The organism is Bradyrhizobium sp. USDA 4541 (genome assembly GCF_024171085.1).
Classification (GTDB): Bacteria; Pseudomonadota; Alphaproteobacteria; order Rhizobiales; family Xanthobacteraceae; genus Bradyrhizobium; species Bradyrhizobium australafricanum.
This window is the reverse complement of sequence record NZ_JALJZF010000001.1, coordinates 3,761,604-3,778,016: the sequence shown is the minus strand read 5'-3', so window position 1 is coordinate 3,778,016 and position 16,413 is coordinate 3,761,604. Positions and strand designations below refer to the sequence as shown.

12 protein-coding genes are annotated in these 16,413 nt (G+C 64.6%); 8 read left to right on the top strand and 4 right to left on the bottom strand.

Annotated features, from left to right (window positions below):
• Positions 1–90: 90 nt before the first annotated feature.
• From J2R80_RS17670 to J2R80_RS17660, 3 genes are all read right to left on the bottom strand, one after another.
• A complete protein-coding gene (locus J2R80_RS17670) occupies positions 91–1,635 on the bottom strand; it encodes a SpoVR family protein (protein WP_057014891.1) in 1,545 nt (514 codons plus the stop codon).
• A gap of 4 nt (positions 1,636–1,639) precedes the next feature.
• Positions 1,640–2,908 (bottom strand): YeaH/YhbH family protein, encoded by a 1,269-nt coding sequence (locus J2R80_RS17665; protein WP_076823957.1) that lies wholly within the window; start codon positions 2,906–2,908, stop codon positions 1,640–1,642.
• Positions 2,909–3,016: 108 nt separating this feature from the next.
• Entirely contained in the window at positions 3,017–4,960 is a 1,944-nt protein-coding gene (locus J2R80_RS17660; protein WP_038382967.1) for a PrkA family serine protein kinase, read from the bottom strand.
• 497 nt (positions 4,961–5,457) lie between these two features.
• Between J2R80_RS17660 and J2R80_RS17655 the strand changes: the two genes are divergently transcribed.
• From J2R80_RS17655 to J2R80_RS17620, 8 genes are all read left to right on the top strand, one after another.
• Complete coding sequence (locus J2R80_RS17655) at positions 5,458–6,075, top strand: hypothetical protein (protein WP_253639019.1); 618 nt, start codon at positions 5,458–5,460, stop codon at positions 6,073–6,075.
• A 52-nt stretch (positions 6,076–6,127) separates the two neighbouring features.
• Positions 6,128–6,574: a DsrE family protein gene (locus J2R80_RS17650; RefSeq protein ID WP_253639018.1), complete on the top strand. Its 447-nt coding sequence runs from the start codon at positions 6,128–6,130 to the stop codon at positions 6,572–6,574.
• Between the two features lie 217 nt (positions 6,575–6,791).
• Positions 6,792–9,638 (top strand): bifunctional transaldolase/phosoglucose isomerase, encoded by a 2,847-nt coding sequence (locus tag J2R80_RS17645; protein ID WP_253639017.1) that lies wholly within the window; start codon positions 6,792–6,794, stop codon positions 9,636–9,638.
• Between the two features lie 12 nt (positions 9,639–9,650).
• The gene (gene gnd / locus J2R80_RS17640) at positions 9,651–10,634 is read left to right on the top strand and encodes a phosphogluconate dehydrogenase (NAD(+)-dependent, decarboxylating) (protein ID WP_168856930.1); all 984 of its coding nucleotides are present in this window, start codon (positions 9,651–9,653) and stop codon (positions 10,632–10,634) included.
• 29 nt (positions 10,635–10,663) lie between these two features.
• Positions 10,664–12,157, top strand: coding sequence for a glucose-6-phosphate dehydrogenase (zwf, locus tag J2R80_RS17635; RefSeq protein WP_253639016.1), 1,494 nt, complete (start codon positions 10,664–10,666; stop codon positions 12,155–12,157).
• A gap of 1 nt (position 12,158) precedes the next feature.
• Positions 12,159–12,911 carry a 6-phosphogluconolactonase gene (gene pgl / locus J2R80_RS17630; RefSeq protein WP_253639015.1) on the top strand — a complete coding sequence of 251 codons (753 nt, stop codon included), beginning with the start codon at positions 12,159–12,161 and terminating at the stop codon, positions 12,909–12,911.
• A gap of 28 nt (positions 12,912–12,939) precedes the next feature.
• A complete protein-coding gene (locus J2R80_RS17625) occupies positions 12,940–13,428 on the top strand; it encodes a gluconokinase (RefSeq protein ID WP_057014886.1) in 489 nt (162 codons plus the stop codon).
• Complete coding sequence (locus tag J2R80_RS17620) at positions 13,425–14,228, top strand: HAD family hydrolase (protein WP_092085690.1); 804 nt, start codon at positions 13,425–13,427, stop codon at positions 14,226–14,228. The genes J2R80_RS17625 and J2R80_RS17620 overlap by 4 nt, the downstream gene beginning before the upstream one ends.
• 361 nt (positions 14,229–14,589) lie before the next feature.
• On the opposite strand, the gene J2R80_RS17615 is transcribed toward J2R80_RS17620, so the two are convergent.
• The gene (locus J2R80_RS17615; RefSeq protein WP_076823940.1) at positions 14,590–16,398 is read right to left on the bottom strand and encodes a glycoside hydrolase family 15 protein; all 1,809 of its coding nucleotides are present in this window, start codon (positions 16,396–16,398) and stop codon (positions 14,590–14,592) included.
• Positions 16,399–16,413: the final 15 nt, after the last annotated feature.

The following is a 16,413-nucleotide window of genomic DNA, read 5'->3' as shown; positions in this document are numbered from 1 at the left end:
GAGCCTTCGATAGACATGAAGGTTCACCGAGCAAGACTCGCATTCCGCGCGGCGGTGTGCGCCGCGCTCATGTCAGCGAGAGCGTGATCCTCACGCCGCGACCGCAGCCGCGCGCGGGCTGACGACGTATTCCTTCAACACCTTGTCGGTGCCGTCGATTTCGGTCAGCGCGACGTCGTAGGACCACAGATCGGCGAGGTGTTGCAGCACGCGCCGCGCGTCGGTCTCGTTGAGCTGCGCGCCCTTCACGGTGGTGTGACGCAGCATCAGGCGGCGATCGCCGTCGAGATCGACATCCACAACCTCGATATTGGCGTCGACGAAGCCGACGTCGTATTGCCGCGCCAGCTCGCGGCGGACCCGGCGGTAGCCGCGCTCGTCGTGGATCGCGTCGACCTTGATCCCCTGGCTTTCCGCGGGGTCGTCGTGCAAATGGAACATGCGGAAGCGCCGGATCAGCGCCGGGCTGAGGAACTGGTTGATGAAGCTCTCGTCGCGGTAGTTGCTCCAGATCTCGCGCAGCACGCCCTCGACGTCGCCCTTGCCGGCGATGTCGGGGAACCACTCGCGGTCCTCGTCCTCCGGATTTTTCACGATCCGCTCGATGTCCTGCATCATGGCGAAGCCGAGCGCATAGGGATTGAAACCGGAATAGCGGCGGTCGTCGAATTCGGGCTGGAACACCACATTGGTGTGCGACTGCAGGAATTCGAGGAAATTGCCGTCGGTGAGCCGGCCCTGCTGATGCAGCCGGCTCATGATGCGGTAATGGACGTAGGTCGCGGTGCCCTCGTTCATCACCTTGGTCTGGCCCTGCGGGTAGAAATACTGCGCGATGTGGCGGACGATGCGGATCAGCTCGCGCTGCCAGGGTGCAAGGCGCGGCGCGGTCTTCTCGAGGAAATAGAGGATGTTCTCCTGCGGCAAGCCGAGCAGCGCGCGGCGGCGCTCGGCCGTGAGCGTAGCCTTGCTCTTGGCCTTGGTGTTCGGCACCGTCCGCCACAAATCGTTGAACACGCTTTCCTCGTGCTGCCGGCGCTCGCCGGCCCGCTTCTCCTCGGCACGCAAATCGAGCGTCTTCTTCCCGGGATAGCGGTCGACGCCATGCGACATCAGCGCATGCGCGGCATCGAGCGTCCGCTCCACCGTCTCGCGGCCATGGCGGTCCTCGCAGACCGCGATGTAGCCTTTGGCGAATTCCAGATAGTCGAGAATGCCGTCGGCATCGGTCCACTGCTTGAACAGATAGTTGTTCTTGAAGAAGTGATTGTGCCCGAACGCCGCGTGCGCGATCACCAGCGTCTGCATCGTCGCCGTGTTCTCCTCCATGAGATAGGAGATGCACGGCGAGGAATTGATCACGATCTCATAGGCGAGGCCCATCAGGCCCTTGCGATAGGACGCTTCCTGGAACGCGAATTGCTTGCCGAATGACCAGTGCTTGTAGAACAGCGGCATCCCGACCGAGGAATAGGCGTCGAGCATCTGCTCGGCGGTGATCACCTCGATCTGGTTGGGATAGACGTCGAGCCCGAGCTCGGTGCGCGCGATTTTCTCGCAGGCGTCGTGGACCCGCTGCAAGGTCTGGAAATCCCAATCGGCGCCCTCGAACAGCCGTTCCCCGGAAGAACCCATCACGCTACACCCTTTCCTGCTTGCTGCGGCGCTTGAACAGGTCCTGGAACACCGGGAAGATCTCGCCGCGCTCGCTCACCTTGCGCATCGACAGCGGCGCGCCCTCGTTGCGCAGACGCTCATAGAGCGTCCAGAGCGAGGAGTCCGGCATGTCGAAAGTGTAGTTGGCGGCTTCGCCGACCTCGAGATAGGCGAAGAACTGGCAGACCGGCAGGATCTTGTCGGTCAGGAGGTGACCGGTCAGCGCGCTGTCCGAGGTCATGTTGTCGCCGTCCGAGGCCTGGGCGGCGTAGATGTTCCAGTCGGCCGGACGGAAGCGGGTGCGGACGATATCGTTCATCGCGACCAGCGCGCTCGACACCAGCGTGCCGCCGGAAGCCGGGCCATGGAAGAAGGTGTCCTCGTCGACCTCCTCGGCGCGGTCGGTGTGGCGGATGAACACGATCTCGACGTGCTTGTAGCGCCGCTTCAGGAACACGTAGAGCAGCATATAGAACCGCTTCGCCAGATCCTTCATGTGCTCGGACATCGAGCCCGATACGTCCATCAGGCAGAACATCACGGCCTGCGCCACCGGCTTCGGCACCGTCTCGAAGCGGCGGTAGCGGATGTCGATCGGATCGATGAACGGGATCCGTTTGGCCTTGGCCTTCAACGCTTCGAGCAGCGCCAGCAGCTCGCGGCGCCGCGCATCGTCATCGCATTCGGCAAGCTCCGCCTCGAGCGCCTCGATGTCGTCCTTGCGCGGCCGGCGCAGTGCCACGCGCCGCGCCAGCGCCCGGCTCACCGTGCGGCTGATCGAGATGTTGGCGGGCGAGCCCGACGTCGCATAGCCGGCGCGCTGGATGCCTTCGCTTTCGGTTTCCGCAAGTTTGCGTTTGGCAAGATCGGGCAGTTCGAGGTCGTCGAGGAAGAGATCGACGAATTCGTCGCGGCTGAGCACGAAGCGGAAGGCGTCCTCGCTGTCGCCTTCGCCTGCGCCGGAGCCCTTGGCGCCGCTTTGGTTCGGGCGCTGCAGCCAGTCGCCCTCGACGAACTTCTTGTTGCCGGGCAGCACCATGTCACGCGTGCCGCCCTCGCGCCGGAACCGCGGCTCATCCATGCCGTCCAGCGGGATTGTCACTTCGCCGCCTTCCAGGACATCCTTGATGTCCCGGTCCTGTGACGACTTCTTGACGGCCCCCTGCACCAGCGCCTTGGCGCGCCGCAGGAAGCGCTGGCGGTTCTCCAGGCTCTTGCTACCCGGATTCAACCGCCGATCGACGATATGCATGACCACGTTGCATCTGCCTCACCGGATGCGATCATGACAGTCGCATCGCATTTTATTGGACAGGACGAGACGAAACGGAAAGCCGGTGCCGGCTTTCCGGATCGCGTATTAGCCGGCCTGCTTCACCCGCATGTACCACTCGACGAGCCGGCGGACCTGGCGCTCGGTATAGCCGCGCTCCACCATCCGCTCGACGAACTCGCCGTGCTTCTTCTCGGTCTCGCCGTCCTTCTTGGAGCCGAACGAGATGACCGGAAGCAGATCCTCGACCTGCGAGAATATCCGCTTCTCGATCACGTCGCGAACCTTTTCGTAGGAGGTCCAGCTCGGGTTCTTGCCGCCATTGTGCGCCCGCGAGCGCAGCGAGAACTTGACGACCTCGTTGCGGAAGTCCTTCGGGTTGGCGATGCCGGCCGGCTTCTCGATCTTGGTCAGCTCCTGGTTCAGGAGCTCGCGGTTCATCAGCTGGCCGGTGTCGGGATCCTTGAAGTCCTGATCCTCGATCCAGGCGTCGGCGTAGTCGACATAGCGGTCGAACAGGTTCTGGCCGTAGTCGGCGTAGGATTCCAGATAGGCCTTCTGGATCTCGTTGCCGATGAACTCGGCATAACGCGGCGCGAGGTCGGCCTTGATGAATTCGAGATAGCGCTTCTCGGTCTCGTCAGGCAGCTGCTCGCGGCGGATCGCCTGCTCCAGCACATACATCAGGTGCACCGCATCGGCGCCGACTTCGGTGGTGTCATGGTTGAAGGTCGAGGCGAGCACCTTGAAGGCAAAGCGGGTGGAGACGCCGTCCATGCCCTCGTCGACGCCGGCCGCGTCCTTGTACTCCTGAACGCTGCGCGCCTTCGGATCGGATTCCTTGAGGCTCTCGCCGTCATAGACCCGCATCTTGCCAAACAGCGTCGAGTTCTCGTGCTTGCGCAGCCGCGACATCACCGAGAAGCGCGCCATCGTCTCCAGCGTCGCCGGAGCGCAAGGTGCTGCGGCAAGCTCGGAGCCCTGGATCAGCTTCTCGTAGATCTTCTGCTCCTCGGTGACCCGCAGGACGTACGGGACCTTGATGACGCAGATGCGGTCGATGAAGGCCTCGTTGTTCTTGTTGGTCTTGAAGCTCTGCCACTCCGCCTCGTTGGAGTGCGCGAGGATGATGCCGGTGAACGGAATCGCGCCGATGTTCTCGGTGCCGATGTAGTTACCCTCCTGCGTCGCGGTCAGCAGCGGGTGCAGCATCTTGATCGGTGCCTTGAACATTTCGACGAACTCGAGCACGCCCTGGTTGGCGCGGTTGAGGCCGCCGGAATAGCTGTAGGCGTCGGGATCGTTCTGGGCGTAGGTCTCGAGCTTGCGGATGTCGACCTTGCCGACCAGCGAGGAGATGTCCTGGTTGTTCTCGTCACCGGGCTCGGTCTTGGCAACCGCGATCTGGCGCAGCCTTGAAGGCTGGATGCGCGCGACGCGGAATTGCGAGATGTCGCCACCGAAGGCTTCGAGCCGCTTGTAGGCCCAGGGCGACATCAGCCCGCTCAGCCGGCGGCGCGGAATGCCGTACTTCTCCTCGATCATCGGGCCAAGCGTCTCGGGATCAAACAGCCCAAGCGGGCTCTCGAACACCGGCGACAGCTCGTCGCCCGCCTTCAGCACGTAGATCGGATGAATCTCCATCAGCGCCTTGATGCGCTCGGCGAGCGATGACTTGCCGCCGCCGACCGGCCCGAGCAGATAGAGGATCTGCTTGCGCTCTTCGAGGCCCTGCGCGGCGTGACGGAAGAAGCCGACGAGGCGCTCGATCGTATCCTCCATGCCGTAGAAGCCGGCGAAGGCCGGATACGACCTGATCGTACGGTTCAAAAAGATACGGCCAAGGCGTGGGTCCTTGGCCGTGTCGATCATCTGGGGCTCACCGATTGCCGCCAATAACCGCTCGGCCGCATTTGCATATCGCATCGGATCACTTCGACACGACTCCAAATACTCGGCCATCGACATGTCGGTCTGGCTTCGCGCTTCAAACGACCTTGCGAAGGCGTTGAACAAAGAATCGTTGTACATGATCCCTCTCTCCACGATATGTATCGCCGCACGACTGACACGAGTCGTAACAAGAGCGTCCTAGGATCGAATCAGCGTCGGCACGCTGGGTCCATTGGACACTCGACCGACTCAGTTCGGCAATGCACGGCGCGTGCAGCCTCTGCCTTATCAACAGGCAGGAAGCTTAATGGTTCATCAATATCCCCTTGTTTTTGGTGGCTGTAACCCCCTCGCCACATCCGTGGTTTACCGGGGCCAGGGCCTCCGAAGCGGACATCCGAGCGGGCAACTTCCCGTCCGGCGATGGACGTTGGGCTTCCCTGAAAAAGTGTGACCGTTCAGCCGTGGCGTCAAGATGCACGCGTCATAGACTCTCATGAACAAACGTTCAGCCGCGGTTGAACGTGCCTCCTTGTCGCCGCGACTAAGGCAACGAGCCCGCGCAGTTCCGCGCGGCACCATTGCCGCGCTTTAAAGATGACACCTTGGAGGCGCTGGCTATTCCCGAGCCGGTCATGAAGCAGGCGCTCCTTGTTGTCGCACTCGCAGCCGCCGCCTGGACCGGCGCGCCGTTAGCCGTTCAGGCGCAGGAAGGCGTCGACAAGGCCGCGGCGGCCGCCTTCCACAACAGGATGTTCGCGGGCCCGCCCGGCGCGAAAGCCTATGCCTGCTTCGTGCGGCGCTACGATGCAAATCATCTGGCGCAGCATCCGAAGCAGAAGGTCAGCGCGATGAAGCTGCTGGTGTCAGCGGAAGACGCTCCGGAGGACAAGGCCACCAACTATTCATTCCGGCTCGGCGTCGCGTACCGCCACCGCCCTGGCAATTTCGACTCCAGCGGCTACTGCAATCATGCCATCGCGGCCGAATCCGGCCACGAAATACGCTTCGAATGCGGCGTGGATTGCGAGGGCGGCGGTATCACCGTGGCGTTGTCCAGGGACAATAAATCCGCGATTGCGCGCCTTGGCCGCATCATGGTGTGGAATCGCAACAAGCCCGACGACGATGCGGGCGAAGCGCTGTTCGCCGGCGCCGACGACAAGATCTTTCGCGTCGATCGCGCGGACTTGGGCGAATGCGCCGAACTTGTGACCGACCGCAAGGAACTCGCTGCGCTCCGCCACAAATGATAGGTTTGCCCAAAGGGACAACTGGATCAACAATAATTGCGCGAGAGACGCCATGCGCCGACGCGGCATCCTCTGGGGCACGCTTTCAGCGATCGGCGCCGTCTTGGCAGCGTCCCGGGCCGGCGCCGCCACCGAAGCACCGCCGCAAAAGCTGAAGGTGGTCTATCACCTCGATGACCTCGACAAGGTCAATTTCGTGATCGGCAACATCCAGAACCATCTCGACGGCGTCGGCGGCCCCGGCAATGTGACGATTGCGCTGGTGGTGCACGGCCGGGCGCTGAAGGCGTTTCATGCAGCAGCCGCCAATCCCGAGCTGTCAAAACATGTCGCGCGGTTCGCCGAGGATGGGATCGAGTTCGCCGCCTGCGGCAACACCATGAAATCGCAGAACATCGGCCTCGCCGACTTGCTCCCCGGCTTCGTTGCCGCCGAGCGCGGCGGGGTGGTCCGCCTCGCCGAGCTGCAATCCCAGGGTTACCTCTACCTGCGCCCCTGACGCGCGGTCCTGCGCCGCAACGCGTCATAAAAATGTGCTGAGATGGAGGTCTGCTCGCACCTGCGTCCGGGCGGATCGAACTGTTGTGAATGGCGTTATCCCTTGGAAATGCTGATATTCCGCCCGGGGCTCCCGCCATGTTGACAATCCCCCTCCGCCCCCGAAAGCTGCCCGGGAACCCAAAAATCGACCCTCGATCGAACGAGAACAGGCACCCATGAACCCCGTCAAAGCACTCGAAAATCACCGCCAGGCCGTCTGGCTGGACTTCCTCGCCCGCGGCTTCGTCGCCGACGGCGACCTGAAGCGGCTGATCGAGACCGACGGCGTCAAAGGCGTGACGTCCAACCCCTCGATCTTCGAGAAGGCGATCGGCAGCTCGGACGAATATGACGGGGCGATCGGCAAGGCCCTCAAGAACGGCGACCGCTCGGTCGCCGACCTGTTCGAGCACCTCGCGGTCGAGGACATCCAGCACGCCGCCGACGTGCTGCGCCCGGTCTACGACCAGAGCCACGGCGGCGACGGCTTCGTCAGCCTCGAGGTGTCGCCCTATCTCGCGATGGACACCAAGGGCACGATCGCGGAAGCCGAACGGCTCTGGAAGGACGTCCACCGCAAGAACCTGATGGTCAAGGTGCCGGCGACGCCCGAGGGACTGCCGGCGATCGAGTACCTGATCGGCGAAGGCATCAGCATCAACATCACGCTGCTGTTCTCGCAGAAGGTCTATCGCCAGGTCGCCGAGGCCTATCTCAAGGGCCTGGAGAAATACGTCGGCAAGGGCGGCGATCCCTCCCATGTCGCGAGCGTCGCGAGCTTCTTCGTCAGCCGCATCGACACCGCCGTCGACAAGCAGCTCGACGAGAAGATCGCCAAGGCCAACGATCCGCACGAAAAGGAGCGGCTCGCGGCCTTGAAGGGCAAGGTCGCCATCGCCAATGCCAAGCTCGCCTATCAGGACTACAAGCACCTGTTCGCTGGCAACCGCTGGGACAAGCTGACGGCCAAGGGCGCCAAGCCGCAGCGGCTGTTGTGGGCTTCGACCGGCACCAAGAACAAGGAATATAGCGACGTGCTCTATGTCGAGGAGCTGATCGGCCCCGACACCGTCAACACCGTGCCGCCGGCAACGCTCGATGCCTTCCGCGACCACGGCAAGGTCCGCGACAGCCTCGAGGAGAATGTCGAGGACGCCCGCCACGTGCTGGAAGAGCTGGAGAAGTCCGGCATCTCGCTTGATGCGATTACCGAGGAACTGGTCAAGGACGGCGTCAAGCTGTTCGCCGACGCCGCCGACAAGCTCTACGGCGCGGTCGCCCACAAGCGCGCCACCTCGCTCGGCGGCGGCATCGACCGCCAGAAGCTCGCGCTCGGCGCCACCATCGAGAAGGCGGTCGAGAAGAGCACCGAGGAATGGCGCGCCTCCGCCCGGATCCGAAGGCTCTGGCACAAGGACAAATCGGTCTGGACCGGCGACGACGAGGACAAATGGCTGGGCTGGCTCACCAGCGCGGCCACCGCTGATGTCGCCGACTATGAGGACTTCGCCCGGCGCGTGAAGGGGCAGAACTTCACCGATGCCGTCGTGCTCGGCATGGGCGGGTCGAGCCTCGGGCCGGAGGTCCTGGCCCAGACCTTCCCGCACCGGTCCGGTTTCCCGCGGCTGCACGTGCTCGATTCCACCGATCCGGCGCAGGTGCGCGCGATGGAGGAGTATGTCGACATCGCAAGGACGCTGTTCATCGTCTCCTCCAAATCCGGCGGCACCACCGAGCCGAACGTGATGAAGGATTATTTCTTCGATCGGGTGGCGAAGGCGATCGGCAAGGACAAGGCCGGCCACCGCTTCATCGCGGTGACCGATCCGGGCTCATCGCTGCAGAAGGTCGCGATCAAGCAGGGCTTTGCCCGCATCTTCTACGGCGACCCCGCGATCGGCGGCCGCTATTCCGTGCTGTCGCCGTTCGGTCTGGTGCCGGCGGCCGCTGCCGGCATCGACGTCCGCAGCCTGCTCGGCCATACGCTCGCGATGGTGCGCTCTTGTGGTGCCGACGTGCCGCCGCAGGAGAACCCGGGCGTGCAGCTCGGGCTCGCGATGGGCATCGCGGGGCTCGAAGGCCGCGACAAGGTGACGATCTTCGCCTCGCCGGACGTTGCCGATTTCGGCGCCTGGGCCGAGCAGCTGATCGCGGAATCGACCGGCAAGGACGGCAAGGGCCTGATCCCGATCGAGGGCGAGACGATTGGCGACGCCGCGGTCTACGGCAACGACCGGTTCTTCATCGATCTGCGCACCGATGGCGAGAACGATGCCGCGCATGAGGCCAAGCTCGCGGCGCTCGAGGCCGCCGGCCATCCCGTGGTTCGGATCGTGATGAAGTCGATCGACCATATCGGCCAGGAGTTCTTCCGCTTCGAGATCGCGACCGCGGTCGCCGGCTCGATCCTCGGCATCAACCCGTTCAACCAGCCCGACGTCGAAGCCGCCAAGGTCAAGACCCGCGAACTGACGGCAGCGTTCGAGAAGACCGGGTCGCTGCCGGCCGAACAGCCGGTGGTGTCGGCGGACGGGGTCGATCTCTACACCGACGCGCAGAACGCCGAGGAGCTGCGCAAGGCCGGTGCGAACGGCGATCTCGACTCCTGGATCAAGGCGCACCTCGCGCGCTCCGGCCGCGGCGACTATGTCGCCCTGCTCGCCTATATCGAGCGCGATGGCGACACCATCGACGCCATGCAGGCGATGCGGCTGAAGGTGCGCGACGCAAGGCACCTTGCGACCTGCGCCGAGTTCGGTCCCCGCTTCCTGCATTCGACCGGGCAGGCCTACAAGGGCGGGCCCGACAGCGGTGTGTTCCTGCAGGTCACGACCGACGATACGGCGGACCTGCCGGTGCCCGGCCAGAAGGCGAGCTTCGGCGTGATCAAGGCGGCACAGGCGCGCGGCGATTTCGACGTGCTCACCGAGCGCGGCCGGCGGGCGCTGCGCGTGCATCTCAAGGGCGATCTCAGCTCCGGGCTCGCGGCGCTCGATGCCGCGATCTCGGCTGCACTGAACTGACGGAGGCGAGGGATGCAACTCGGCATGATCGGCCTCGGGCGGATGGGCGGCAACATCGTCCGCCGCCTGATGACCCAGGGCCACACCACCGTGGTCTACGACAAGGATCCGAAGGCCGTCGCGGCGCTCGTCGCCGACAATGCGATCGGGTCCTCATCGCTGGAGGATTTCGTCCTCAAGCTGGAGGCGCCGCGCACCGCCTGGGTGATGCTGCCGGCCGGCAAGATCACCGAAGCCACCATCGAGGCGCTGTCGAAGCTGATGCAGCCAGGCGACGTCATCATCGATGGCGGCAACACCTTCTGGCAGGATGACGTCCGCCGCGGCAAGGCGCTCAGGGAGCGCGGGCTGCATTACGTCGATGTCGGCACCAGCGGCGGCATCTGGGGCATCGAGCGCGGCTACTGCATGATGATCGGCGGCGACAAGAAAGTGGTCGACCGGCTCGACCCGATCTTCAAGACGCTGGCGCCCGGCATCGGCGACATTCCTCGCACCTCCGGCCGCGAGGGCCGCGATCCGCGCATCGAACAGGGCTACATTCACGCCGGCCCGATCGGCGCCGGGCATTTCGTCAAGATGATCCACAACGGCATCGAATACGGCCTGATGCAGGCCTATGCCGAAGGCTTCGACATCCTGAAGAACGCCAATATCGAGGCGCTGCCGGCCGAGCATCGCTTCGACCTCGACATCGCCGACATCGCCGAAGTCTGGCGGCGCGGCAGCGTGATCCCGTCCTGGCTGCTCGACCTCACGGCATCGGCGCTGGCGCAGAACCACACGCTCGACAATTATTCCGGCTTTGTCGAGGATTCCGGCGAAGGCCGCTGGACAGTCAATGCCGCGGTCGACGAGGCCGTGCCGGCCGAGGTGCTGACGGCCGCGCTCTACACGCGCTTCCGCTCGCGCAAGGACCACACCTTCGCGGAGAAGATCCTCTCGGCGATGCGCGCAGGTTTCGGCGGCCACAAGGAGCCGCCGAAAAAGGCATAAAAAGCTTGAAGCGAACCGCGGAAGGTCACGTGCAGAAGAAACCCGATCCTTGCTCCTTCATCATCTTCGGCGCCACCGGTGATCTGACGCACCGGTTGGTCATCCCGGCGCTCTACAATCTCGCTGCCGGCGACTTGCTGCCGGACAAATTCTGCGTCGTCGGCATCGCCCGCAAGGGCATGTCGAGCGACCAGATGAAGGACAGCCTGATGCAAGGGCTGCGCAAATTCGCGACCCGGCCGCTCGATGAGGCGGTCGTCACGCGGCTGTTCGAATGCGTCACCTCGATCGAGGCAGATCCGAGCGATCCGCCCTCCTTCGATGCCATGAACGAACGGCTCGACAAGCTCGAGACGGCGCGCGGCACCGGCGGCAACCGGCTGTTCTATCTCGCGACCCCGCCGCGAGCGTTCCTGCCGATCAGCCAGCAGCTCGGGCGCACCGGCATGCTGGAGGAGAACGGCGCCTGGCGGCGGCTGATCGTCGAAAAGCCGTTCGGCACCGATCTGGCGTCGGCCAAGGCACTGAATGCCGCGCTGCTGAAGCTGATGGACGAGCACCAGATCTACCGGATCGATCACTATCTCGGCAAGGAAACCGTCCAGAACATCCTGGTGCTGCGCTTCGCCAACGGCATGTTCGAGCCGATCTGGAATCGCAACCACATCGACCACATCCAGATCACCGTCGACGAGAAGCTCGGCGTCGGTCATCGCGGCAGCTTCTACGACGCCACCGGCGCGCTGCGCGACATGGTGCCGAACCATCTGTTCCAGCTGCTGTCGCTGGTGACGATGGAGCCGCCGGCGCGGTTCGACGCCCACGCGGTGCGCTCCGAAAAGGCCGAGGTGCTGAGCGCGATCCAGACCCAGAGCGAACAGGAGGCGCTGCACAATTCGGTGCGCGGCCAGTATCGCGCCGGCCGGATCGGCGACACCGAGATCGAGGACTTTCTCAAGACGCCCGACGTCAGGCCCGACAGCTCGACCGAGACCTATGCCGCGCTGAAGCTGACCATCGACAATTGGCGCTGGGCCGGCGTGCCGTTCTACCTGCGCACCGGCAAGGCGCTGACCACCAAGCGCACCGAGATCGCGATCAAGTTCAAGCAGGCGCCGTTCGCGATGTTCCGCGACACGTCGGTCGATCGCCTGTCGCAGAACTACCTCGTCATCTCCACTGAGCCGACCGAGGGCATCGAGCTGCAGTTCAACACCAAGGTACCCGGCCCGACCATCAACATCGACGGCGTCGAGATGAAGTTCCGCTACAAGGACTACTTCAAGGCCGAGCCGTCGACCGGCTACGAGACACTCATCTATGACTGCATGATCGGCGACAATCTGCTGTTCCAGCGCGCCGACAGCGTCGAGGCCGGATGGCAGGCGGTGCAGCCCTTCATCGACGCCTGGAAGAGCGCCGGCGGCCGTGGCCTGCAACCCTACAAGGCCGGCAGCGAAGGCCCGGAGGCCGCCAATGCGCTGCTGACGCGCGACGGCCGCAGCTGGCGAAAGCTGGGCTGACATGACCGCGACCGGCGAGCGCCAGATCATCACGGTCGCCGATCCGGCGGCACTGGCGCAGGCGGCCGCCGAGCGGGTGATCGCCAGGATCGAGAAGAACAGCGGCCGGATCGCGGTGTGCCTCACCGGCGGCTCCAGCCCGAAGGCGCTCTACCAGCTGCTGGCGACGCCGGACTATCGCCAAAGGATTCCGTGGGACCGCGTCGACTGGTTCATCGGCGACGAGCGCCTGGTGCCGCGCAAGGACAAGCTGCACAACATGAGCATGGCGCGCCAGGCCTTCCTCGACCGCTGTGCGCCGGCCGCGAATGTCCATCCGATCGCGACCGACACCGCCGATCTCAGGGATCCCGACGTCAGCGCGGCGCTGTACGAGAACGAGCTGATGGCGTTCTACGGCGCCGAGCAGCTCGATCCGAAGCGGCCGCTGTTCGACCTGGTACTGATGGGCATCGGCCCCGACGGCCATACCGCGTCGCTGTTTCCGGGTTATCCCGCGGTCGAGGAAACGCAGCGCTGGGTGGTCGGCGTGCCGAAGGCCAATGTCGAGCCGTTCGTGCCGCGCGTGTCGCTGACCCTGCCCGCCCTCGCCTCCTGCCGCGAGATGCTGTTCGAGGTGGCGGGCGAGAACAAGCGCGCGATCTTGACGCGCCTCTTCGCAGGCGAGAACCTGCCGGCAAACCGCGCGCGATCGCTGGGCGAGACCGTCTGGCTGATCGATCAGGCCGCGCTGCCGGAGGACTTTCGTGGGTGACGGACAAAACCCCTGCGCATTGGTCGTGATGGGCGTGTCGGGTTCGGGCAAGAGCACCATCGCCGACCGCCTGGCGATCAGGATCGGCTGGCGCTTCGAGGACGGCGACAGTTTTCATCCGCCAAGCAATGTCGCCAAAATGCATTCCGGCCAGCCGCTCACCGACGAGGATCGCTGGCCCTGGCTGCGCGCGATCGCCGACGAGATCGACCGCACCTGCGGCGTCCGCGAACGCGCCGTCATCGCCTGCTCCGCGCTGAAGCGCGCCTATCGCGACATCCTGGTGCATGGCCGCGACGATATCCGCATCGTCTTCCTCGACGGCTCGCAGGAGCTGATCGCCACGCGGCTCGGCGCGCGCAAGGGCCATTTCATGCCGCCGGGGCTGCTCGCCAGCCAGTTCAAGACGCTGGAGCCGCCGACCCCGGAGGAACGCCCGATCACGGTTGCGATCGACCGTCCGGTCGAAACCATCGTCGAAGACATCGTCACTCAACTGAAGCTGGACCGCACATGACCCGCATCGCCCTTGTTGTATCCGATGTCGACGGCACGCTGCTCACCAAGGACAAGACCTTGACCGACGGCGCCAGGGCGGCAGTGCGCAGGCTGCACGAGGCCGGCATCGGCTTCACCATCGTCTCCAGCCGGCCGACGATCGGGATGGGCTTTCTGGTTGCGCCGCTTGCGATCACACAGCCGATCGGCGCATTCAACGGCTCTTCGATCGTCGATCCGCAGCTCAAGCCCCTCGAGCAGCATTTGATCCCGGCCGCGGTCGCAAAACGCTGCATCGACATGCTGCGCGAGCGCGACGTCGACATCTGGCTGTTCACCAACGACCGCTGGCTGACGCGGAATCCTGACGGCGAGTACACCGCCCACGAGCAGCACACGATCAAGCATGATCCGACCATCGTCGGCGATTTCACGCCCTATCTCGATCAGGCCTGCAAGATCGTCGGCGCGAGCTCGGATGCGGCCCTGCTGCAACGCTGCGAGGCGGAGATGCAGCAGATGGTCGGCCGCGATGCCACCGCGGTCCGCTCGCAGACCTACTATCTCGACGTCACCCCGCCGGGCCACGACAAGGGCACCTTCGTCGAGGGCATCGCGAAGCGCCTTGGCGTGCCGCTGGAGAACGTCGCCACGATCGGCGACATGCAGAACGATCTGCCGATGTTCGCGCGAAGCGGCGTCTCCTTCGCGATGGGCAATGCCAGCGATGACGTGAAGGCGCGCGCCACCCATGTCACCGAATCCAACGAGCAGGACGGTTTCGCACGCGCGATGGACACGGTGTTGCAGCTTCGCTGAGGCGTGCGAACGATCGCCCCACCCGTGATCGAGCGCGGGGCGCAGCGTGATCGCCGTTACAGTCCGCCACGTCGCAATCGAGTCAAATCGATCATGTGATCGCGTCACGCTGATCACGCGGCCCTTTGTCACGGCGAGATCTGTCACCCGACCAATCCGCGGTTCCTGAGGCGGGCCGATCACACTCGCACGATTTCGGAATATTGGAAATATATTCCTGATTTGCCCGACGTGTCAAGTTGCCCGGTCGAGTGCCGGCAGCTGCCGGCTCCTTTGCATGGGGTTGTTTTCGATATTTTGGCAGCGCGGACCTGCGGCGGTGCCGCAAGCGGAAGATGGAGGGGGGCATCGCCGCGGTGGTTTAAGTCGAACGCTGCACCGCAGGCTTCTCGGCGTCGGCCCTGGCGGCGCTGAGATTGTGCGCGGTGTTGATCAACGCGATATGGGTCAGGGCCTGCGGGAAATTGCCGGTCTGCCGGCCGGCACCGGAATCGAACTCCTCCGCCAGCAATCCGAGATCGTTGGCGACCGCGACGACGCGGTCGAACATGGTTTGCGCCTTGTCGACATCTCCCGCCAGCACATGAGCGTCGGCAAGCCACAGGCTGCAGGCCAGGAACGCGCCCTCGATCGGCTGGACCTCATCGGACACCTCGCGCGGATCGTGCCGCAGCACGAAGCCGTCGCGCATCATGTGCCGTTCGACCGCGTCGATCGTGCCGCGGATGCGCGGATCGCCCGACGGCAGGAAGCCGACCGACGGCAGCAGCAGCAGGCTGGCGTCGAGCAACTTTGAGCCATAGCTCTCGACGAAACTGTTGAGGCCGGGATCGAAGCCGCGTTGGCAGACGTCGCGATGAATGGCCTCGCGCAGCACCCGCCATTTGACGAGCGGCCCCTTGAAGCCGAACCGCTCCGCGCTCTTGATGGCGCGGTCGAAGGCGACCCAGCACATCACCTTGGAGAACACGTAGTGTCTGGGGGTGCCACGGCGTTCCCAGATGCCGTGATCCGGCTGATCCCAGACATCGGCGAGATGGGTGACGACGGTGCATTCGAGCGACCAGTTCTCTTCGTCGAGCTTCAGCTTGGCCATGCGGGACTGATGGAAGGCGTCGATCAGCTCGCCATAGACGTCGAGCTGAAGTTGCGCATGCGCGGCGTTGCCGGCGCGTACCGGCTGCGCCCCTTCATAGCCGGACAGCCACCCTGCCTCCCATTCCAGGAGGCGTCGCTGGCCCAGGATGCCGTACATGATCTGCATGTTGGCCGGCGCGCCGGCTGCGGCCCGCAGCAGCCAGTTGTGCCAGGCTGCCGCTTCCTCGGTGTAGCCCGAGTTCATCAGGGCCAGCAGCGTAAAGGTGGCGTCGCGCAGCCAGCAGAACCGGTAGTCCCAATTGCGCGCGCCGCCGAGCTTTTCCGGCAACGACGTGGTGGGTGCCGCGACGATGCCGCCGGTCGGCCTGAAGGTCAGCGCCTTCAGCGTGATCAGCGAGCGCATCACGAGGGCGCGTTGATAGCTGCCGTCGTAGGTCGAACGGCTGCACCATTCCCGCCAGTATTCCTCGGTGTCCTTCAGCGCAGCCTCAGGGTCGATCGCCTCCGGCACCGGGTGATAGGACGGTCCATAGGTCAGGACGAACGGCACGGTATCGCCTTCGCCGACCTCGAAATCGGCGATCGTGGTCAGATCCTTGCCGCGGGTTTCCACCGGCGTGCGCAGCACGGTCATGTCCTGCCCGCTGATCGCCAGAAGCCCGTCACCATCCGGATTCTTCCGCACCCATGGGACATCGACCCCGAAGCCGAAGCGGATCACCAGCTCCATGCGCATCTTGACGCGGCCGCTGATGCCGCGAACGAGGCGGACCACATCGGAGGCGTTGCCGCGCGGCGGCATGAAGTCGATCAGCGCGACCGCGCCGCCTTCCACCTCGAACCGGGTCTCCAGGATCAGCGTATCGTCCCAGTAGCGCCGCGAGGTCTGCTTGATCTCGCCTGTGGGCGCCAGCAGCCAGCGACCGTTCCTCGACGTGCCAAGCAGCGCCGCGAAGCAGGGGTCGGAATCGAACGCCGGCCAACACAGCCAGTCGATCGAGCCGTCGCGGCCAACCAGCGCGGCGGTCTCGCAATCTCCGATCAGCCCATAGTCTTCGATACGAGAGGCCACGCGCCGCGCTCCGCG